This is a genomic window from Oerskovia paurometabola, from assembly GCF_016907365.1.
Lineage (GTDB): Bacteria > Actinomycetota > Actinomycetes > Actinomycetales > Cellulomonadaceae > Oerskovia > Oerskovia paurometabola.
Genome location: NZ_JAFBBV010000001.1, coordinates 231,753 through 252,652 on the forward strand (window position 1 = coordinate 231,753; position 20,900 = coordinate 252,652).

A 20,900-nucleotide genomic window follows, 5' to 3' on the forward strand; every position below is an offset into this window, starting at 1 on the left:
AGCACATGGAGGAAGCATGAGCATCATCGAACTGGCCCGGACAGAGTCGCCGGCCGTCCAGCTCGCAGCACCACTCACCCGCCGTGAGCAGGTCGTGCTGTCGAACCTTTCCGAGGACATCACCCTGGAGCAGATCGCCACCAAGCTGTTCGTCACCCGCAACACCGTGAAGTCGCAGGTGCGCAGCCTCTACCGCAAGCTCGGTGTCTCGACGCGCGCCGAGGCCGTCCAGTGGGCCAAGGACGCAGGTATCCGCTGACACCGGCTCTCGGGGGAGACCCCGCCCGTTTCGCGGGCGGGAAGCACGGGGCGCGGAGCACGTCCGTGGTCGTCGACAGGGGGCCTGGCGCACGCGGGCACGCGTGCCGAGGCCACGGTCGAGCCAGGTCCCGTCATGGTCGGCATGAAACACTGCGCACATGATCTCCCGCCGTCTCGTGGTGGCCGCCGCCGTCGTCGACGACCTCACGAACCCTCGCCTGCTGCTCGCCGCCCGCCGTTCTCGGCCGGTCGAGCTCGCGGGGCGCTGGGAGTTCCCGGGGGGCAAGGTCGATCCGGGGGAGACACCCGTCGACGGGCTGCACCGTGAGCTCCGCGAGGAGCTGGGCGTGCAGGTCGAGCTCGGTGACGAGCTCGCCGGGCCTGACGAAGGCGGCTGGAACATCACGGACCGGCACGTCATGCGTCTGTGGCTCGCCCGCATCGTGGCGGGGGAGCCCGAGCCGCTCGTCGAGCATGACGAGCTGTCCTGGTTGCCGACCGGCGAGTGGGGGAGCGTCGACTGGCTGGACGGCGACGTCCGGATCGTCGACGCGCTCAGCGACTGGGTGGCGCAGGAAGCCGTCTGACCCAGGTCTCGACCTGACGCCTGCTGCGCAGGCGCACGAGAACCGGCGGCGGGTCCTGGCGTGCGACCGTTGCCGGGAGGTCGCGCAACGAGTGCCGCGTGGACCACGCCCACCGGACGACGTGGCCCGGGTCCCGGAGGACCGTCCGCAGCGGTGGCTCGACGTTGCCGTTCCACAGCACCTCGTGCCGCCACGCGCGCCGCAGCGTGCGTGCCACGACCTGGCGCATCGTCGTCGCCACCGGCAGGTCGAGCCACACGACGAGGTCGGCCTCGTCCAGGAGAAGCTGTCGCGCCGCGCGGTACTGCCACTCGACGACGAAACCCTCCTGCCCGACGACGTCGCGCACGTCGTCGAGGAACGTCGCCCGGGGAGTCCATCCCGGGCCGTGGAAGAGCGCGTCGATCTCGGTGTGCGGCAGGTCGAGCCGTGCGGCGACCCGCCGCGCGAGGGTCGTCTTCCCCGACCCCGAGACCCCGGCCACGACGACGCGGCGAGGGCTGTGCCCGAGGTGTGCGACGACGTCGTCCACGGGGCCGAGGAGGGTGAGCACCCGGGGACACTACCCGACGGGCCGGTGACGACCGCCGCTCTGCGGCCGGGCTTCGCCGCGCGGTCACGTCCCGGCGCTGGTATCACGGAGGGACGCAGATCGCGGCGCGCGGGGTAGTCGGACCGGGCATCGCACCTACCTCCGACCGCCCGACCGGGCCTCGTGCACGCACGGCGTCCCCACGCAGAGAGAGGTGCCCCGCATGAGCGACCTCACCGGACTGGGCCCCCCGGCACGACCCGTGAGCGTCACCGTCGCGGTCGCGCTCACGTGGATCGCGGCCGTGACCGACGTCGTGGGCAGCGTCGCGCTGTTCCTGCTCGCGGGCGACGCCGCAGTGACCGGGGCGATCGCCGCGACCCGCGCCGAGATCCAGTTCTTCGCGCTCCTGAGCCTCGTCGTCGGGGTGCTCGTCGTGCTCGTCGCGCTCGGCGTCCAGACCAGGGGGAGGTGGGCGCTCATGGCGATCACGGTCGTCATGCTGCTCCGGGTCGGCGTCGGCGTCTACTCGCTGCTGCGCTTCGGTCCGCACCACCTGACGGGGGCTGTGCTGACGATCGTCGTCGCCCTCCTGGTGCTCGCGCTGCTCTGGAACGGGGCGTCCCGGCGGTACTTCCGCGCGTGACCGACGCGCCCGCACGGAACGACCGACGCCCCCGCTCCCCGTCGAGGGGAGCGGGGGCGTCGTCGAGACCGCGGTCGGGCTTGTTCGTGTGCGGGTCAGCCGTCGGCGGGCTCGCGCGCGGGGTCGCCCTGCGCGGGAGCCTCGTCGGCCGAGACCTGCTGCTCCCCGAGGTGCTTCGGGGTCCACCCCTTGCTGACCGAGCCGATCATCGTCGGCGGCGTGTGCTTGCGGGTCCACGCCTTGAAGACCAGGTACATGACGATCACCAGGACGTAGCGGACCATGGCCAGGAGCGACTGGACCGTGGGCTCGCCGCATCCCAGGGTCGCGCTGGTGTCGTTGAGCGAGTGGACGACCATGACGAGCACGATCCCGCCGATCGCGGCAGGCATCCCCTTGCGGCCGTAGAGGTGCCATGCGCGCCACGCGATCGCGACCGCGATGCCCGTGAAGAGCCAGTGGAACGGCGAGACGCCGAAGATACGGGCGACCTGGGCGGCGATCACCGATCCGGTGGTGACCGCAGGGGTCTCGCCACCGCAGAAGGCGGGACCTGAGGCCGCGGCCGTCTGGTAGGCGTACAGCGTGGTCTCCGCGATCGCGAAGCCGAACCCGGACGCGAGCCCGATCGCGACACCTGCACGCGGGTTGCGGTAGGTACCGAGCAGGAACAGCGCGATGGGGACGAGCAGCTTGGCGGTCTCCTCGGTGAACCCGACGAGGGCCGTCGCGAGCGAGATGCCGCCGATCGAACCGGTGAGGTCGTTGAGGTTCAGGGCGACGAGGAACGTGGCGCCGGCCGAGGCGACCGCGACGGCCGCGACCTGGCGGAGGCCGATCACGTCGCGCAGCGAGAGCTGACGGTCGACGAAGCCGTAGAACGCCCAGCACACGAGGGCCATGGCCAAGAAGCTCGTGACGGCCATGACGTGCACGTTCTCGGTCGCCTGGTAGGCGGCGATCCCGATCCCGAGGACGACCAGCGCGGCGGCGAGGCTCCAGACCCACCGGCCCCAGAACCGGCCTCGGAAGTGGTGGCCGCGGTTCGCCCGCTCGGCGCCGCCCGTGACTCGTGCCGTCCAGGCCTGGCCGTCCCAGAGGCGGCTGCGCGGGGACTTCGAGGCGGGGTCGGGGAACCAGCCTGCGGCAGGGGCGTCGGGGCGCTTCGGCGCGAGTCGCCACGCGGCGTAGAAGCCGACGATCAGCAGGACCGCGCCGAGGATGTTGAGCATCATGACTTCAGCCAATCACCAGGTTCCGTCGTCGAGACTCCGAGCGGCACGACACGCCGACACTCGTCGTCACGGACCGTGATCGGGTCGCTTCGTCGCGATGTCGCGATGTTGCCGAGCGGGCACGTCGGGTGGTGCTGCGCGAGCCCGGGACGACCCGAACCGCGCACTCGACGAGGCCGTCCCCCCGCGCGCGCGTGTTCGGCATCTGTGCCCTACTAGTGAGCGGCAGGTTTCGACTTTTGATTGACAGGCGATAGAAGTCCCCCTAGATTCCTACCAGGTGGTCGAGGAAGACTGCCGTTCTCGCAGGTAGATCCACCCTGATCCATGACATACCGAGCATCTTGCCTCCGCGGCAGATCGCTCGTCCCGACGGGGGAGACCCCGGTGTGCTCAGCCGGTGCGACCCACGGGTCCCACCACCACTCGACGGCGAGGGGAGGACAGCAGCAGCGGCGCGGGCACGCAGCCCCGGACGCCGCCCCCGTACAGACATAAAGACCGAGCCACCCGTGTTCCCGCTGTTCCAGCAGCGAGCGGTGGCTCGGCCCGGCGATGAACCCCGATGAGGAGCTGCATCACTGTGAAGTCTATTCCTGAACGAAGGACCGTGAGATCAAGGGTGGTCGCCGCCTCGCTCGCCGGCGTCCTGGCCCTGACCGGCCTCGCGGCCGCGACGGCCCCGGCCATCGCGCACGACGGCGTCGACCACGGCAGCGAGCCCGGCGCGGAGGCCGCGCTCGACTGGTCCAACTACGAGAAGATCCTGCTGACCAAGGACGTCGGCGAGCCGATCGACCTCGCGATCCTGCCCGACGGCAAGATCCTGCACACCGCACGCAACGGGGACGTCCGGCTCACGGACCCCCAGACCGGCGTCACGTCGGTCACCAACAAGATCCCCGTCTACGCGAACTCCGAGGACGGCCTGCAGGGCATCGCCGTCGACCCGAACTTCGCCGAGAACAACTGGGTCTACCTCGTCTACGCCCCGCTCAGCGGCACCCCCGCGGGCTCGGCCCCCAACACGCTGCCCGCCGGCGCCGACGCGAGCTACTGGGACCAGTGGAAGGGCGTCAACCGCCTCTCCCGCTTCCAGTGGACCGGCACCGGGCTCGACCTGGCCTCTGAGCAGAAGATCCTCGACGTCGAGGTCCAGCGCGGTCAGTGCTGCCACGTCGGCGCCGACATCGACTGGGACGGCGACGGCAACCTCTACCTGTCGACCGGTGACAACACCCCCGCCAGCGCGCCCGGAGCCAACGGCTTCGCCCCCAACAACGACGCTCCCGGGATGAACCCCGGTCTGGACTCGCGTCGCGGCGCCGGCAACACCAACGACCTGCGCGGCAAGATCCTGCGCATCACGGTCCAGCCGGACGGCACCTACACGATCCCCGAGGGCAACCTCTTCCCGGTCGGCACCGAGAAGACCCGGCCCGAGATCTTCGTGATGGGTGTCCGCAACCCGTTCCGCATCGACGTCGACCCCGAGACGAACAGCCTCTCGTGGGGCGACTACGGACCGGACGCGGCCAACGCCGACCCGAACCGTGGCCCCATGGGCTACGTCGAGTGGAACACCGTGAGCCTCGACGACCCGCACAACGCGGGCTGGCCCTACGTGCACGGGCCCAACGCGGCCTACAACGAGTGGAACTTCGCGACGAGCACGCCCGGGGCCTTCTTCGACCCGGCCGCGCTCAAGAACAACTCGCGCTGGAACACGGGCCTCGTCGACCTGCCGCCGGCCCGTGAGGCGACGCTCTACTACGGCGACCGCCCCGGCGACCAGCCGTGGGACGAGCTCGTGAACTTCGGGGCAGGCAGCGGCCAGGCGCCCATGGGAGCCCCCGTCTACCACTACGACGCCGAGAACCCCTCGACGTCCAAGCTCCCGGAGTACTGGGACAACAAGGCGTTCTTCGGTGAGTTCTCGCAGGACTACCTGGCGGCCTTCACGGTCGACTGGGACTCCTACGAGGTCACGCACATCGAGGACTTCACGCCCAACGCGCAGCTCGCGAAGAACGCGCAGCCGCTGAACGACAACATGATCGACATGGAGTTCGGCCCCGACGGCTCGCTCTACGTGCTCGACTACGGCGACGGATTCTTCCGCGCCAACCCGGACGCCGGCCTGTACAAGGTGTCCTACGCCGAGGGGAACAAGGCGCCGCAGGCGCGGTTCACCGCGAACCCGACCTCGTCCTCCGAGGCGCCGCTCACGGTGGCCTTCGACGCGGGCACCTCGAGCGACCCCGACGGCGACGCCCTCACCTACCAGTGGGACTTCGACGGCAACGGATCGTTCGACGCCACGGGCGTCACGGCGAGCCACACCTACACGACGCTCGGCCAGTACAACGCCCGCCTGCGCGTGACCGACGCCAAGGGCAAGTTCACGCTGACCTCCAAGGTCATCTCGGTCGGCAACCAGGCACCGACGGTCACGGTCGACTACCCCGGCGACGGCTCGTTCTTCAGCTGGGGCCAGGCCGTGCCGTTCAAGGTCTCGACGAACGACGCCGAGGACGGGACCGCGACCGCGTGCAACCGCGTGGCGTGGACCTACGGCCTGGGCCACGACGAGCACGCCCACCCCGAGGTCTCGGGCACGGGCTGCACGGGGGCGTGGAAGACGTCCCCCGACTCGCCGCAGCACGGTGAGGGCGCGCACATCTACGGCGCCGTCGTCGTGTCCTACACCGACAACGGGCACAACGGCCTGCCCGCCGCTCCCGGCGAGGCGACCGTCCAGCTCAACCCGTTCGTCCAGCAGGCCGAGCACGCCAAGAGCAAGGGCGTCGTGGCCTACGAGGACGAGACGGCGGGTGCCGGTCAGGCGATCCGCGGGCTCGGCACCGGTGACCACCTGTCCTACAGCCCGGTGAACTTCGCCGGGATCACGGGCGTCAAGGTCGTCGCCAACGGTGGCGGTCAGCTCCAGCTCCGCTGGGGTGCGGCCGACGCGGCACCGTTCGCGACCGCGCAGATCCCCTCCGGCGCAGGCTGGAAGGAGGTCACGGTGCCGTTCACGAACGCCCCGCAGGGTTCGGGCACGCTCTTCGTGACCTCGGCCAACGAGCTGGCCGTCGACTCGTTCGACTTCCAGGGCGTGGGCGTCGGCGACGTCAAGGCGCCGACCATCACGCACTCGCTCGACCCGGCGGCGCCCACGGGCGTGGGCGGCGTCTACAACAAGGCCGTGCGCATGAACCTCGACGTCAAGGACGACGGCGCGCTCGCGAGCGTGCAGTACTCGACCAACAACGGTCAGACCTGGACGAACGTGGCTGCGGCCGGCGGCGCGTACGGCGTGAGCTTCACGACCAACGGTGCGCGCACCCTCCAGTACCGCGCGACCGACACGGGCGGCAACGTCTCGACGGTCGGCTCGGTCTCCTTCACGATCGACCTCGCCGCACCGAACGAGCCCACGGTCTCGTCGGTCACCAAGGTCGCCGTGTCCTCGGCCCGCGTCTCCTACGGGGCTCCGGGCGAGGCCACGGTCACCGTCACGGGCGAGGGCGGTACGCCCACGGGCGACGTCGTCCTCACCTCGGGCGACACCGAGGTCGGTCGCGGGACCCTCGTCGAGGGCGTCGCGACGATCGCGCTCGACCCGTCGCTCGCCGTCGGGACGCACACCCTCAAGGCGAGCTACCAGGCCGACCAGGTCTTCAAGAAGTCCTCGTCGACCGTGCGCCTCACGGTGGCCGCGGCCTCGTCGACCGTCTCGGGCTCGGTCTCGCCCAACCCGGTCAAGCCCTCGATCGCCGCCAAGGCGAACATCTCGGTCGAGAGCTCGACGGGCGTCGTCGCCACGGGCGACGTCACGGTGACGGTCAAGCGCAACAACGCCACGGTCGCTACCCGCACCGGGACGCTCGACGCCGAGGGCAACGTCGTCGTGACGCTCCCGAAGCTCCCCGAGGTGGGCACCTACAAGGTCGAGATCGCCTACCAGGGCTCGACCGGCGTCACCAAGAGCGCGACGTCGCTCAACCTCACCGTCCGCAACTAGGCACGTGGTGGCCCGGGGCTCGCGCCCCGGGCCACCGAACCTCACCTCGAAGGAGAGACATGAGTTCACACGAGCACTACCACGAGTCCATCCCGGCTCGGCCGATGAGCCGGCGGAACCTGCTCAAGGCCCTCGCTGCGTCGACGGTCGCCGTGGGCGTCGGCGCGGCCCTGGGCCCGACGGCGGCGTCCGCGCTCGGCAGCGTGGCCGCGGCTCCCAGCAGCGGACGCAACCGCCTGGTCCCGGTCAACCGCATCGGCATCCAGCTGTACACCGTCCGTGACAAGGTCAGCCAGCTCGGCTTCCGGGCCGTGCTCGAGGAGCTCGCCGACATCGGCTACTCCGAGATCGAGTTCGCCGGGTACACGCAGGGGCAGGTCGGTGCGATCACCCCCGCGGAGATCCGCCAGATCCTCGACGACAACGGCCTGCGGGCCGTGGGGTCGCACGTCAACCTCAACCCGAACAACATCGACGCCGAGATCGAGAAGGCGCTGATCCTCGGCATGCCGCACCTCGGCCAGGGCGGCCCGATCAACGGCACCAACACGGTCGCGGCGTGGACGGCCGCGGCGCAGACGTGGAACGCCATGGGGGAGAAGGCCAAGGCGGCGGGCCTCAAGCTCTACGCGCACAACCACGACGGCGAGTTCCGCTTCACGTCCGACGACCCGAGCCGTCGCGTGTACGACCTGCTGTGGGACGAGTTCGACCCGTCGCTCGTCTTCTTCGAGATGGACGTCTACTGGGCGCACGTCGGCCAGTACAAGTACCCCGGGTTCGAGCCCATCGAGTACATCAAGCGCGACCCGCGGCGCTTCCCGATGCTGCACCTCAAGGACGGCAAGGCCAACCCGAGCAGCGCCAACGGCTACGACATCATCGAGTTCGGCGCCGGCAGCATCGACTACCAGTCCTTCCTCTCACAGCTCCGCACGCGCGGCCAGCACTTCGGCCTGTACGAGCAGGACAACGCGAGCTCGGTCGCCGAGCCGCCGAACCCCTTGAACTCGCTGGGCAACGCACGACGCAGCTACACCTCCATCTACGGCCTTCGCGGCTGACCCACCGAGATCACAGGAGAATCGACATGAAGTGGAAGGTTTCAGCAGCCGCTGCCACAGCGTTCGCGCTGCTCGCGGTCGCCGCACCGTCGGCGCACGCCGCGGTCACGAACTGCACGACCGAGCTCGACGACACGGTCGTCGCGGGCGACCTGGTGGTCCCCGCGGGGGCGACCTGTGTCCTCGGTGGCACGACGGTCCAGGGTTCGATCACGGTCGGTGACGACGCATGGCTCGACGCGACCGAGGCGGTCATCGAGGGCGACGTCGTCGCGACCGACGCGTACGGCGTCCTGATCGACGGCGCGAGCGTGGGCGGCGACATCAGCTCGTACACCGCGGGGTCCCGCACCGGGTTCCTCTACCTGTACGACCTGCGCGTGGGTGGCAGCGTCGCGACGGGCGGGGTCGACGTCGAGATCTCGGACACCAAGATCACAGGCAACCTCACGACGCAGGCCGCGACCTACGTCGACGTGCTGCGCACGAGCGTGGGCGGCGACGCGACGCTCGGCGACAGCGACTTCGGCGTCAGCCTCGGGGGCGCGGTCGTGGGGGGCAGCCTGTCCGTGACGGGCACCTCGCGCGACGCGCTGATCGGCGCGAACGCCGACGGGACCGCCGACCAGTGGGGCAACACGGTGGGTGGGGACCTCGTCCTGACCGGCAACACCGCGAACCTCCAGGTCGCGGGCACCACGGTCCACGGGGCCGTGCGCCTCGCGGACAACACCCCGGCGGCGAACTTCGGTCCGGGCAACACCGCGGGCTCGGTCGAGGGCGACCTCACCGGCACGGCCCCCGGCGCGCTCGCGGCGGGCGACCAGTCGGTCGCGGTCGTGATCCCCGAGCCCCGGCCGGGCGAGCTCACGTGGAGCCTCGAAGGCTCGACGGGTCTCGTCGACCTGGGTGTGGCCGAGGAGCAGGGCGACCACTTCGCGGCCTCGGGCGACCTGGTGCCGGTCCGCGTCACGGACACCCGCATCAACGCCCCGGCCTGGTCGGTCTCGGCGCAGGTCAGCGACTTCGTCGCGGGCGGCGAGACGGTGTCCGGCAAGTACCTCGGGTGGACGCCCGAGCTCCTGGAGAACGACGGCGGAGCGGTCGCGGGTGCGGCCGTCGCCTCGGGCTTCGTCGAGGGTGACGGCCTGTCCGTCGCCCGCACCCTGGGCAGCGCGGAGGCCGGGCACGCCCGCGGCTCCGCGGTCATCGGGGCGGAGCTGGACCTCAAGCTCCCGCTCTCGGTGAACGAGGGGACCTACAACGCGACGATGACGCTGACCGCGCTCAGCTAGTCACGCCGTGACCGTGGTGCCGGCCGGCCCGTTCCTCCACAGGCCGGCCGGCACCACCGCTCGACAGCCCGTCCCACCGGCCCGGACAGCCGCCGGACGGGGCGAACGACCTGGCCGTCCCGGCCGGGCATCACGAAAGCAGGCACGACCATGGCCATGCAGCAGCTCTTCCTCCGGCCCGAGCGGGACACCGACGGGCGGTCCGCGCTGACCAACGTGCGCGCGCACCAGCGGGTGAACGGCCACAGCCACGCCCTGTGGATCCTCGCGGTCCTCGCGGTGACGCTCGTCGTGGGCCTGCTCGTCTCGCTGGTGGCCCCGGGCGCGTCCGCCCTCGCGCTGTCCTCGCGGTCCGCCGCGCTCCCGCACGTGGTGAGCGCCGCCGTCGGGCCGGAGGATCCTGCGGCGACCGACGGCGCCGCGCCCGCTGCGGCGCCCGTGACCTGGGGCGTGCGCCCCGCCGACACCGTGCACGGTACCGAGCGCCCCAACTACGCCTACGCCCTCGAGCCGGGCGCGAGCCTGGACGACGGGATCATCGTCTCCAACTACACGCAGGGGCCCCTGACGTTCCGCGTCTACGCGGCCGACGGGTTCATGACCGAGGCGGGCGAGCTCGACCTGCTGCCCGCGGGCCAGGAGTCCTCCGCTCTCGGTGCGTGGGTGTCCTTCGCGGGGGAGGAGGTCACGGTCGAGGGCGGCGACAGCGTGGTCGTCCCGTTCACCCTGACCGTCCCGACCGACGCGACGCCCGGCGACTACGCGGCGGGCGTCGTGTCCTCGCTGCTGGTCGAGAACGCCGAGGGCGTGAGCGTCGACCGCCGGCTGGGATCGCGCATGCACCTGCGCGTCGCGGGCGACCTGGTCCCCGCCGTCGTGCTCGACGACGTCTCGGTCACCTACGACGGCACGCTCAACCCCTTCGCGGCGGGCGACGCGACCGTGACGTTCACTGTCACGAACGACGGCAACACGCGCCTGGCCGCCGGTCAGGTCGTGCGGGTCGCGGGGCCGTGGGGCGCCGGCGCGCAGAGCACCCCGCGCGTCGAGCTCCCCGAGCTGCTCCCCGGGACGTCCGTGACGCGCACCGTGACGGTCGACGGCGTGTGGCCGCTCGGCCGGGTCTCGGCGGACGTGCGGGTGACCGCTGAGGTCGTCACGGCGATCGGCGCGGCCGACGGCGAGGCCCCGGTCGTGGCCCCCGCGTCGGCCTCGGCGTCGACGCTCGCGGTGCCGTGGGCCGCCCTCGCGCTGCTGGTCCTGCTCGTGGCGGCCGTCGTCCTGTGGCGTCGCGCTGCCCGACGGCGCCGCGTCCGTGACGAGCGCAAGGTCGCCGAGGCCGTGGCCCAGGCCCTCAAGGAGCGCGACGACCAGCCCGTCGCCTGACGTGCCCCGGCCACCTGACGTGCGTCGGCCGACTGACGTGCCCCGGCCACCTGGCCGGGGTCAGGAGAACAGCGGGTCGAGCCGGTTGTCGACGGTCGAGAGCGCCGACCCGATCGCCATGTGCATGTCGAGGTACTGGTAGGTGCCCAGGCGACCGCCGAAGAAGACTTCGGGCTCGCCCTCCGCGAGGCGGCGGTAGGCCGCGAGCCGCTCGCGGTCGACGGCGGTGCTGACCGGGTAGTAGGGCTCGTCGGTCCGCTCGGCGAAGCGGGAGAACTCCCGCATGATGACGGTCCTGTCGGTCGGGTAGTCGCGCTCCGGGTGGAAGTGCCGGAACTCGTGGATCCGGGTGTAGGGGACGTCGGCGTCCGGGTAGTTCATGACGGAGGTGCCCTGGAAGTCGCCCACGGGCAGGACCTCCTGCTCGAAGTCGAGCGTCCGCCACGAGAGCTCACCCTCGGCGTGGTCGAAGTAGCGGTCCACAGGCCCGGTGTACACGACCGGGACGTGGCCGACGACCGCCTGCTTGTTCACGGGCTGCGAGGCGTCGAAGAAGTCGGTGTCGAGCTGCACGGTGATGTTCGGGTGGTCGGCCATGCGCTCGAGCCACGCCGTGTACCCGTCGACGGGAAGGCCCTCGTGGGTGTCGGCGAAGTAGCGGTTGTCGTACGTGTACCGGACCGGGAGGCGGGAGATGACCGACGCCGGGAGGTCCCGAGGGTCCGTCTGCCACTGCTTGGCCGTGTAGTCACGGACGAACGCCTCGTAGAGCGGGCGGCCGATGAGGCTCACGCCCTGCTCGTCCAGGTTCTGCGGGGTCCTCCCGCCGAGCTCGGCCGCCTGCTCGCGGATCAGGGCGCGCGCCGCGTCGGGCCCCAGGGCGCTGCGGAAGAACTGGTTGATGGTCCCCAGGTTGATCGGCAGGGGGTACACCTCGCCGCGGTGCGTGCTGTAGACGCGGTGCACGTACGACGTGAACCGCGTGAACCGGTTGACGTACTCCCACACCCGCTCGTTCGAGGTGTGGAAGAGGTGTGCCCCGTACTGGTGCACCTCGATGCCGGTCTCCGGCTCGGTCGCGCTGTACGCGTTCCCCCCGATGTGCGACCGGCGGTCGATCACGAGGACCTTGAGCCCGCGCTGCGTCGCGAGGCGCTCCGCCACGGTCAGGCCGAAGAAGCCTGCTCCCACCACCACGAGATCCGTCATCATGCTCCCAGCTGAACCGGCCGTCACGTCGCTCGGCGCACCTGCGTCGAGGGGCGCCCGTGCGGCCCGGGAACCTCACCGGGAGTCTCGGGATCGAGGTCACGGGCGCCGACGAGCTCGAAGGACTGCAGCATATAGCGCCCTGCTGAGCGCACCGCCGGGAGGCTCCCACGACGGCGTCGGGGCCGGGGCGGGCGCCGGCCGCTGGCGCCTCGGACGACAGATCATGCGTCCTGATCGACAGGTTGTGCACAGCGGGGCGGTGGGCCGCCGGGGGGTGCTTGACTTCCGACGACGCCACTCCCGGACGGGGAGGCGGCGCCGCAGTACTCACGACCCCCATGACGAGGACGGCCGCCCGCACGTGCGGGGCGGCGTCCGGATCGGGCGCACGGGCGACACGTCGTCCGTGCGCCCCGTCACCGAGGAGCACGACGGAGCACCCGAACGGCAAGGAGGCCGATGACGATCGAGACGTTCCCGTCCCCCCACGCCCCGGCGCCCCGCCGTGCTGCGCGGTACCCCTTCGTGAGAGTGAGTGTGTGATGTTCGGTCGGATTGGTCAGGCGTGGTCGGGGTTTGCTGAGCGGCGTCCGGGGGCGGCGCAGTTCTTGTTGTTCTTCTTGTTGAGCAATGGGGTGACGGTGCTGCAGCTGGCGTTGATGCCGGCGTTCAAGGCGGTGTTCGGGGCGACGGGGTTGGTGGACACGGGGTTTCAGGTGTTGCCGGTGGGGTCGAATCCGGATGGGTCGTCGTTCTTCGTGTTCGACTATGCGGCGGGGGCGTTGCCTGAGGGTGGGGGTGGGTTGGCGTACTTCTTGGCGGTGCAGGTGACGTTGTTGATCGCGCAGGTGATCAACTTCTTCGCTCAGCGCAACGTGACGTTCAAGTCGAACACCTCGATCTGGCGGGCGGCGTTCTGGTACGTGGTGGCGTACGTGGTGATCACGTTCGCGGCGGCGGCGTTGCAGGGCCTGTACAAGGCGCCGATCTACGAGCTGTTGATCGACACGTGGGGGTTGGGCAAGACGGGTGAGACCGCGGCCGACATGGTCACGATGATCATCAACAGTGCCCTATCGTTCTGGGTGTTCTTCCCGATCTTCAAGATCATCTTCAAGCGTGACCCCGAGGACCAGGCGCCAGAGCCGGGCGAGGTGGCTGGCCCTGCTCAGGTGGCGGGTGTGCCGGTGGCCGGGGGTGCGGGGGAGTCCTCGTCGTCGGCCCGTGCGGGCCAGGAAGTCTGAAGAGTGCGCTGATGTCCAAGCTGTTGACGATCGTGGTGCCGTGCTACAACTCTGCGGCGTACATGCACCGCAGCATCGACTCGCTGCTGGCCGGGGGCCAGCGGGTGGAGGTCTTGATCGTGGACGACGGGTCGTGGGACGCCACGGCCCAGATCGCGGACCGGTACGCCGCCGCCCACCCGGGGGTGGTGCGCGTGATCCATCAGCCCAACGGGGGTCACGGGGCCGCGATCAACACGGGCCTGGCCCACGCGCGCGGGCGGTTCATCAAGATCGTGGACTCCGACGACTGGCTCGAGGCCGACGCCTACGCCAAGGTCCTGGACCTGCTGGACTCCTTCGTCACCCAGGACACCGGCATCGACATGCTGGTCAGCAACTTCGTGTACGAGAAGGTCGACAAGCGCAACAAGACCGCCGTGCGCTACACCAACGCCCTACCCCAGGACCGGGTCCTGGGCTGGGACCAGGTCGGGCGCCTGCGCAAGAACCAGTACATCCTCATGCACTCCCTGATCTACCGCACCGACCTGCTGCGCGAGGCCGGCCTGGTCCTGCCCGAGCACACCTTCTACGTCGACAACCTCTACGCCTACGCACCCCTGCCCGCGGTCCGACGCCTGTACTACCTGAACGTCGACCTGTACCGGTACTACATCGGGCGCGCGGACCAGTCCGTCAACGAGACCGTGATGATCTCGCGCGTGGACCAACAGCTACGCATCAACCGCACCATGATGGAACACCTGTCCGCAGCCCGCGCGAACCCCACCACGCCCCGCGCCCTCAAGCGCTACATGCTGCACTACCTCGACATCGTGTCCCTGGTCTCCTCGATGCTCCTGGTCCGCGCCGGCACCCGCGAGTCACTACGCAAGAAGGACGAGTTCTGGGCCCACGTGCGCGCCTACGACCCCGCCCTGTACCGCCGACTACGCCGCACCACCCTGCACCAGATCTCCAACCTGCCCGGCAGACCCGGACGCCACCTGTCCGTCCTGGCCTACAAAGCCGCCCAACGCGTCATCGGCTTCAACTGAGCCTGGTGGGCACGAGGTAGAACGTGGTGTGCCGAGGTAGTACGCACCGCGTCCTACCCCGCGCAGCACGTTCTACCTCGCGCAGCACGTTCTACCCCGGTGGTGCCCGGTGGTGCCCGGTGTGGCCTCAGTGCCCCGACGCGTCCGGCGGGCCCAGGACCTCCAGCCGTCGGCTCTGGGGCCGCGACCTGCGCCCCTCGGGGACAGGGATGAGGGCCCGCACGACGAACCAGTCGGACTCGGTGCGCACCGTGAGCGACCCGCCGTACCCCTCGACGACCTGGCGCATGTTGCGCAGGCCGTACCCGTGGTTGAGCGTGTCGCGCTTGGTGGTCCGGGGGATGCCGTCGTCGAAGTCGAGGTCGCCCACGTGGTAGTTCTCGAAGCGGACCATGACGAGCGAGCTCTGCGTGTAGACCGCGACGCGCACGAGCCGGTTCTCGGGGTCCGGCAGGGCCGCGGTGCTCTCGATCGCGTTGTCGAGCGCGTTGCCGAAGAGCGCGCTCAGCCCCATGGCGTCCATGAACGACAGGGCTGCGCCGTCGACCACGCACGTCAGCGTGATCCCGAGCTCGGCGCACTGGGACGTCTTCGACGTCAGGATGGTGTCGAGCACGGGGTTGCCCGTCTCGACCTGGACGCCGTAGCCCTGGATGCTCTCCTCGAGCTGATCGAGGTAGGACGCCTTGGCGGCGGGGTCGTTCTCCGTCCTGATCGCGGTGACGAAGTGCTTGAGGTCGTGATACTTGCGGTGGACGATGTCGATGTTCCGCTTGGACTGCAGGTACTGCTCGTGCTGCGAGCGCAGCATCCGGTTCATGGCCTCGACCTCGACCGCGCGCTGGAGCTCGAGGCGCTGTCCCTGCTGGGCGTAGAGAGCGACGTACCCGGCGAGGTCCACGAGCGTGCGGATGTAGAAGATCTCGGGACCGAACTGCGCGCTGAACGGCGTGTTGGAGCTCACGAAGCTCACGTTGCTCATGAGGAACGTGACGGCGGCGATCGAGGCCGCGCTGAGCAGGCCGCGCCGGTCGACCTCGAGCTGCTGGTCCGGCGGGAAGTGTCGTCTCTCGATGAAGTAGGCCGCGGTGAAGGCCGCGCCGTACACCAGGACCAGCAGCCCCGCCCGGACCGCCACGCCCGTGAACCCCTGGTCGACGGCATAGCTGTAGAGCTGCCAGTGGAGCGATGCGACGAGCTCGGCGAGCACGAAGGCGCGCGCCGTGAAGTACCCGGCCTCTCTCGTCGACACGTCGGCGCAGAGCATGACCACGCTGTACATCGCGGCGACCGCCATGGCCATGCCGAACGTCCACAGCGGGATCGGCAGCTCGCCCGCGAAGGACTGGACGGCCCACAGGAGACCGAGCCCCAGCCCGAGCAGGAGGGCGAGGACGGGCGGCGTGAACCTCTTGCGCAGCAGCAGGATGTACACGAGGCACGCGGACCATTCCGCGAAAGCCGTGAATCCGCGGGGGATGTCGGTGGGGACCTCCGCGATGGCCGGCAGGACGTCCTGGATCACGCGACGCGTCCACCGACGTGGTCGGCGAGCGCGTCGAGGAAGGCGCGCTTGCGCGGTCGGCTGATCTGGAGCTCGTCGCCGCCGAGCATGACGCACGTGCTCTGGTCGACCGCCAGGACGTGGCGCATGTTCACCAGGTAGCAGCTGTTGCTGCGGAAGAAGCCCTTGTCGGCGAGGTCGGTCTCGAAGGCCTTGAGGGTGCCCGTGAACGCGTAGGTCCGGTCGACCGCGTGGACGACGACCCGGTGCTTGATGCTCTCGATGTAGACGACGTCGAGGAGGTCCACCCGGGCGAGGGCGCCGTTCACGGTCAGCATGAGCGAGTCCGTCCCGCTGCGTCGCACGCGGTCGATGCTCCGGCGCAGCTCCTGGGAGAACGCGAACCAGGGGACGGGCTTGAGGAGGTAGCTCAGCGCGTCGACCTCGTACCCGTGGATCGCGTACTGCGCCATGTTGGTCACGAACACGATGACGACCCGGGAGTCGAGCGTGCGGATCTGCCGGGCCGTGTCCAGGCCGTCGAGGTCGTCCATCTGGACGTCGAGGAAGAGGATGTCGAAGTCGGGTCGGTAGCCCGTGACGAGCTCGCGCCCGTCCGTGAAGGTGCGGACGTCGAACGTCACCCGGTTCTCGACCTGGAAGCGGTCGAGGTGACCGAGCACGACGTCTCTGCTGGCGGACTCGTCGTCGACTACGCCGATGCGGATCATGCTGGCGGACCTCTTTCACCTCGACCCCGGACGCCGCCCGGGTGCTCCCCCAAGATACCAAGCAAAGCCGGGCCGAGATCGGCGCGAAACGGGGGTTTCGGGCACCTCGTCGACCCAGGCTCGGGACCGGAGGACCAAGGTCACACCCGGTCGGCCACCAACGTCCTGCTCGGCTGCGGCAGCGGCTTGACCCAGCCCGCGAGCACGATGCTCAGGACGGTGGCGACCGTGATGGTGAGCAGCGCGTGCCGCCCGCCGATCGAGTCCGCGAGCAGGCCCAGGAGCGGCGGTGCCGTGAGCTGGCCGAACGAGATGAACGACGTCACGACCGAGACGCGCCCCGGGGCCCGCAGCGGGTCGTCCGACGCGGCAGCGATCGCGATCGGGTTGGCGAGCGCGGCCCCGCAGCCCCACAGCACGATGCCGAACCAGGCGAGGGGCAGCCCGGGCGCGAGGCCGAACAGGAGCAGCCCGACGAGGGCGGAGATCCCGGAGGCCCGCAGGATCGTGACGCGGCCGAACCGGTCGATGAGCCCCGTCCCGGCGAAGCGGAAGACCGTCATGGCGGCGACGAACGTGCCGTAGGCCATGGCCCCGACGGCCTCGCGCACCGCGAAGCCGTCGACCATCGAGATCGAGAGCCAGTTGCCGGCCGACCCCTCGGACAGGGACGCGGCGAGCAGGACGAGCCCGATGAGCAGGGTGCGCGGCTCGCGCCACGCGGACAGGGCGTTGCGCAGCCCGGCACCACGACGCCTGGTCGGGCGCGGGGTCGCCTCGTCCGTGACGCCGTGCGCCGCGGCGGGTTCCGCCGCGGATCCGGCCGGAGCGTCGGCCACCTCGGCGGCCACCTCGTCCGTCGCGTCGCTCGTCCCGCGGGTCGACGGCGCTGCGACGGCCGAGCGGTCGTCCTCCGCGCGCGTCGCGGCCTGGCGCTCGGGGGCGAACACGGTCGCCGGTCCGATGAGGAAGGCGCGGGCGATCGCGACGAGGGTCGTGATGATCACGAGCTGGACCGCGATGTGGATCTGCGCCGCGGAGAACGCGGCCCCGACGAGCGCGCCCGCGCCCGCGCCGATCGAGAAGGCCGCGTGGAAGTGGGGGAGGATCGCGCGGCCGACGCGCTGCTCGACCATGGCCCCGTTGAGGTTGATCGGCACGTTCATCAGGGCGCCGCTGATGCCGTTGGTGAACGCGCCGACCGCGAAGACGCCGACGCTCCCGGTCGCCGTGCCCCACGCGACGAGCAGCAGCGCGACGAGGTTGACGACGGTGGCCGCGACGAGGGTCCGGCGGCTCCCGAACCGGGCGACGACCGCACCCGTGGACATGACGGCGAACAGCGCACCGACCGCGCCGACGATGAGGATCAGGCCGAGCTGTGCCGAGGAGACCCCGAGCGCCTCGCGGATCGAGGGCAGCCGCGTCATCCAGCTCGTGCCGACGATGCCGAAGAGCGCGAAGAGCGCCATCAACGACCAGCGGGCGCGATCGACTGCAAGGTTTCCTGACATTCAGTGAACTCTATGCCGCGTGCGGCCGCGTTCTCACGGTGTTTCTGTGGGCGGGACGGGCCGGTCCGGCAGCGGTGCCTCGCCCGGCCCGTCCTGCGCGCGGGTCAGAGCAGCACCGTGCCGTCGATGCAGGTCACGGCGTCGCCGCCGACCCACACGGTGTCGACGTCTTGGCCGTCGTCACCGGAGCCCGCCTCGCGGCTCACGTGGACGCGCCCGGCCCGCCCGAGCGCAGTGCCCTGGCTCGCGACGTACTCGGCGGGCAGCAGGCCGTCGGGCTGGAGCCACTGCGCGACGACCGCGTTGAGGCTGCCCGTCACGGGGTCCTCGGGGATGCCCATGTCGAGCGCGTACCCGCGCACCTCGACCGCGGCCCCGTCCGGGCCGTCGTAGCGTCCGTCCCCGAGGGCGGTGTACGGCCCGACGACGCCGATCGCCAGGTCGCCCAGCCCCGTGAAGTCGGGGTCGAGGGCCAGGACCTTCTCGGCCGAGCCGAGCAGGAGCACGCGCCAGCCCGGTCCGTTGTCGAGGAACCGGTGGTCGACGACGTCGCGAGCCTCGAGCCCGAGCGCGCGCGTGATCGCGGTGAGGGTCGAGAGGTCGACGGGCTCGTCCGTGAGGAGGTCGGGAGCGGCGAAGGCGAGCCGACCGCCCGGGGAGGCTCCGCCGTCGGGCAGGTCGGTCAGGTCCGTCGAGGGGGAGCGGCGCAGCGGGACCAGGCCGATCCCGCACTCCTGGACCACGACGCCCGGCTCGCGCGGCGTGCCGCCCGCGGCGAGCCATGCGTGGCACGAGCCGAGCGTCGGGTGCCCGGCGAACGGCAGCTCGCCCGCGGGCGTGAAGATGCGCAGGCGGTAGTCGGCCCCCGCGGCCGCGCCCTCGGGGGAGGGCGGGAGGAGGAAAGTGGTCTCGGACAGGTTGGTCCAGCGGGCGAAGGCGGCCATCTGAGCGTCCTCCAGCCCGACGGCGTCGCGCACCACCGCGACCGGGTTGCCCCGGTAGGGGGTCGTCGTGAAGACGTCGACCTGTGAGAACGGGCGGAGGCGCGGCGGGGTGGTCACGCGTCCGACGCTACTGCCGCGCCCGCCCCTCCGCAGCGCACCGTGGGTCCGCCGCGGGTCGGTGCGCCCGGGGTCAGGCGCTCGGCGGCTGGATCAGGTCCCACGGCGTGCCGTACAGGTCCTCGAAGACCGCGACCGTCCCGTACGGCTCGTGGCGCGGCTCCTCCCGGAACGTCACCCCGCGCGCGAGCATGCGGGCGTGCTGGGCCGCGAAGTCGTCGGTCCGCAGGAAGAAGGCGACCTCGTCGCCCGCCGGCCGGCCCACGCGGGCGCGCGCGTCGTCGGACGTCGCGAGGGCCAGGACGAGCCCCGGGGCCTCGCCCGCGCCGGGGCTCACGACGACGCGCCGCCACCCACCCTCGAACGTCTCGTCCTGACGCAGCGTGAAGCCGAGCGCATCGGTGAAGAACTCGATGGCGTCGTCCAGGTCGTGCACGAGGTAGGTCGCGTTCTCGAGGCTCAGCATGACCTGGAGCGTAGCGGTGCCGGACGGCCCGGCACCGCTACGCAAGCGCGCCCGATCCGTGGGAGAGGTGGATCAGACCTCGCGCAGGACCTCGCGCGCGAACTTCGCGGACCGCTCGCGCAGACCCTCGATGCGGCGCTCGACCAGGCCCGCGGGGTCCTGGCCGGCCTCGACGACGGTCGGCTTGCGGCGGACGTTCTTCGAGCACTCGAACGTCGTGCAGATCAGGGTGCCGATCGTGTCGCCGTTGCGCCCGGCCGCACCGGCCCGGCGCACGACGTACAGGGACACGTCGTCGGTCGCGATGACGTCCTCGCACCACGCGCACACCGCGCGGCGACGCGACGCCGTGCCCTCGGGGGCGCGCAGCGCGAGGCCCACCAGGGTGTCGTCGACGGGCAGGACCACGTAGGCGCGCAGCGGCGCCTTGCGGTCGACCCAGCCCAGGTAGTCGAGACGGTCCCAGCGGAGGTCCGCGAGGTCGGACGGGAGGGTGAGCTGGGACGACTCGCGGCGTGAGGCGTTCACGAAGGACGCGCGGATCTGCTTCTCGGTCAGGGGGTTCATGGTTCTACGGCTCTCGTGCAGGAGGGGCCGTCTCGCCCGCGGTGCCCGGGCCGACAGGTCGGGCGGGAGCGGTGGACGGCAGGGTCGGGGTCCGCCGGCGGTCTCGAGGACTCACCGGCGAGGGCCCGCCGAGGTACGCCGATCGTCCCGGGGAACCGCGAAGGTTCGCCGGCGGGTGGCGCCGTAGGGCGTCAGGCGTGCTGGGCGGGCGTCCGGCCCGCGCCCGAGCAGGCCAGGACGGCCGCCCCGCTTCCTCGCTGCATGAGAGATGCGCTCCAAGATCGGTGGCCGGGGCTCGTCCCGCGGCTCAGCTCTCCGTCGATGGTACGCCCGGGCACCTGTTCCGCTCACGAGAATTCTGGGGAGGTGCTGCGGAGGCGGGTCGCCGCCCATGCACGTGACGACGACCCGCCCGCTGCGCACGGTCTATCGCTTGCGGACCTTCGCGGTGGTCTCGGCTGCCTTCTCGCGCTTCTGTGCGCGCTTGTCCTTCAGGGAAAGCGACGGCTGCTTCTTGTCGTTCTTGGC

The 20,900-nt window shown here is 70.9% G+C and carries 18 protein-coding genes; 9 read left to right on the forward strand and 9 right to left on the reverse strand.

Annotated features, from left to right (window positions below):
* Nucleotides 1–16 precede the first annotated feature (16 nt).
* Together JOD48_RS01045 and JOD48_RS01050 are read left to right on the forward strand one after the other, a co-directional pair.
* Entirely contained in the window at nt 17–259 is a 243-nt protein-coding gene (locus JOD48_RS01045; RefSeq protein WP_138826958.1) for a LuxR C-terminal-related transcriptional regulator, read from the forward strand.
* A gap of 160 nt (nt 260–419) precedes the next feature.
* The gene (locus JOD48_RS01050; protein ID WP_191792236.1) at nt 420–848 is read left to right on the forward strand and encodes a (deoxy)nucleoside triphosphate pyrophosphohydrolase; all 429 of its coding nucleotides are present in this window, start codon (nt 420–422) and stop codon (nt 846–848) included.
* On the opposite strand, the gene JOD48_RS01055 is transcribed toward JOD48_RS01050, so the two are convergent.
* On the reverse strand, nt 817–1,401 hold the full coding sequence (locus JOD48_RS01055; protein WP_307823905.1) for a P-loop NTPase family protein: 585 nt from the start codon (nt 1,399–1,401) through the stop codon (nt 817–819). The two genes, JOD48_RS01050 and JOD48_RS01055, sit on opposite strands and share 32 nt — an antisense overlap.
* 202 nt (nt 1,402–1,603) lie before the next feature.
* On the opposite strand from JOD48_RS01055, the gene JOD48_RS01060 reads away from it, so the two are divergent.
* Entirely contained in the window at nt 1,604–2,026 is a 423-nt protein-coding gene (locus JOD48_RS01060) for a hypothetical protein (RefSeq protein ID WP_204806802.1), read from the forward strand.
* A 95-nt stretch (nt 2,027–2,121) separates the two neighbouring features.
* Here JOD48_RS01060 and JOD48_RS01065 read toward each other — a convergent pair whose 3' ends face one another.
* Nucleotides 2,122–3,261, reverse strand: a complete 1,140-nt coding sequence (locus tag JOD48_RS01065; protein WP_204806804.1) for a PrsW family glutamic-type intramembrane protease — start codon at nt 3,259–3,261, stop codon at nt 2,122–2,124.
* Between the two features lie 610 nt (nt 3,262–3,871).
* On the opposite strand from JOD48_RS01065, the gene JOD48_RS01070 reads away from it, so the two are divergent.
* The 4 genes from JOD48_RS01070 to JOD48_RS01085 all read left to right on the forward strand — a co-directional run bounded on the left by JOD48_RS01070 (nt 3,872) and on the right by JOD48_RS01085 (nt 11,033).
* Nucleotides 3,872–7,288, forward strand: coding sequence for a PQQ-dependent sugar dehydrogenase (locus JOD48_RS01070; protein ID WP_307823906.1), 3,417 nt, complete (start codon nt 3,872–3,874; stop codon nt 7,286–7,288).
* Between the two features lie 59 nt (nt 7,289–7,347).
* Nucleotides 7,348–8,352, forward strand: coding sequence for a TIM barrel protein (locus JOD48_RS01075; RefSeq protein WP_204806806.1), 1,005 nt, complete (start codon nt 7,348–7,350; stop codon nt 8,350–8,352).
* 26 nt (nt 8,353–8,378) lie between these two features.
* Complete coding sequence (locus JOD48_RS01080) at nt 8,379–9,647, forward strand: hypothetical protein (RefSeq protein ID WP_191792232.1); 1,269 nt, start codon at nt 8,379–8,381, stop codon at nt 9,645–9,647.
* Between the two features lie 150 nt (nt 9,648–9,797).
* A complete protein-coding gene (locus tag JOD48_RS01085) occupies nt 9,798–11,033 on the forward strand; it encodes a DUF916 domain-containing protein (RefSeq protein WP_204806809.1) in 1,236 nt (411 codons plus the stop codon).
* Nucleotides 11,034–11,093: 60 nt separating this feature from the next.
* Here the strand turns inward: JOD48_RS01085 and glf are convergent, their stop codons facing one another.
* On the reverse strand, nt 11,094–12,245 hold the full coding sequence (glf, locus tag JOD48_RS01090) for a UDP-galactopyranose mutase (protein WP_204806811.1): 1,152 nt from the start codon (nt 12,243–12,245) through the stop codon (nt 11,094–11,096).
* 542 nt (nt 12,246–12,787) lie between these two features.
* Here glf and JOD48_RS01095 point away from each other — a divergent pair.
* Both JOD48_RS01095 and JOD48_RS01100 read left to right on the forward strand, forming a co-directional pair.
* A complete protein-coding gene (locus tag JOD48_RS01095) occupies nt 12,788–13,489 on the forward strand; it encodes a GtrA family protein (RefSeq protein ID WP_239527532.1) in 702 nt (233 codons plus the stop codon).
* An 11-nt stretch (nt 13,490–13,500) separates the two neighbouring features.
* A complete protein-coding gene (locus JOD48_RS01100) occupies nt 13,501–14,529 on the forward strand; it encodes a glycosyltransferase family 2 protein (RefSeq protein ID WP_204806813.1) in 1,029 nt (342 codons plus the stop codon).
* Nucleotides 14,530–14,656: 127 nt separating this feature from the next.
* Here the strand turns inward: JOD48_RS01100 and JOD48_RS20015 are convergent, their stop codons facing one another.
* The 6 genes from JOD48_RS20015 to JOD48_RS01130 form a co-directional block, all read right to left on the reverse strand.
* The gene (locus JOD48_RS20015; RefSeq protein WP_204806816.1) at nt 14,657–16,054 is read right to left on the reverse strand and encodes a sensor histidine kinase; all 1,398 of its coding nucleotides are present in this window, start codon (nt 16,052–16,054) and stop codon (nt 14,657–14,659) included.
* Entirely contained in the window at nt 16,051–16,764 is a 714-nt protein-coding gene (locus JOD48_RS01110) for a LytR/AlgR family response regulator transcription factor (protein WP_191790753.1), read from the reverse strand. The genes JOD48_RS20015 and JOD48_RS01110 overlap by 4 nt, the downstream gene beginning before the upstream one ends.
* A gap of 140 nt (nt 16,765–16,904) precedes the next feature.
* Nucleotides 16,905–18,278: an MFS transporter gene (locus tag JOD48_RS01115; protein ID WP_204806818.1), complete on the reverse strand. Its 1,374-nt coding sequence runs from the start codon at nt 18,276–18,278 to the stop codon at nt 16,905–16,907.
* 104 nt (nt 18,279–18,382) lie between these two features.
* Nucleotides 18,383–19,339, reverse strand: a complete 957-nt coding sequence (locus JOD48_RS01120; protein ID WP_191790755.1) for a PhzF family phenazine biosynthesis protein — start codon at nt 19,337–19,339, stop codon at nt 18,383–18,385.
* 73 nt (nt 19,340–19,412) lie between these two features.
* On the reverse strand, nt 19,413–19,805 hold the full coding sequence (locus JOD48_RS01125) for a VOC family protein (RefSeq protein ID WP_204806820.1): 393 nt from the start codon (nt 19,803–19,805) through the stop codon (nt 19,413–19,415).
* Between the two features lie 72 nt (nt 19,806–19,877).
* Entirely contained in the window at nt 19,878–20,372 is a 495-nt protein-coding gene (locus JOD48_RS01130) for an FBP domain-containing protein (RefSeq protein ID WP_191790757.1), read from the reverse strand.
* Between the last annotated feature and the right edge of the window lie 528 nt (nt 20,373–20,900).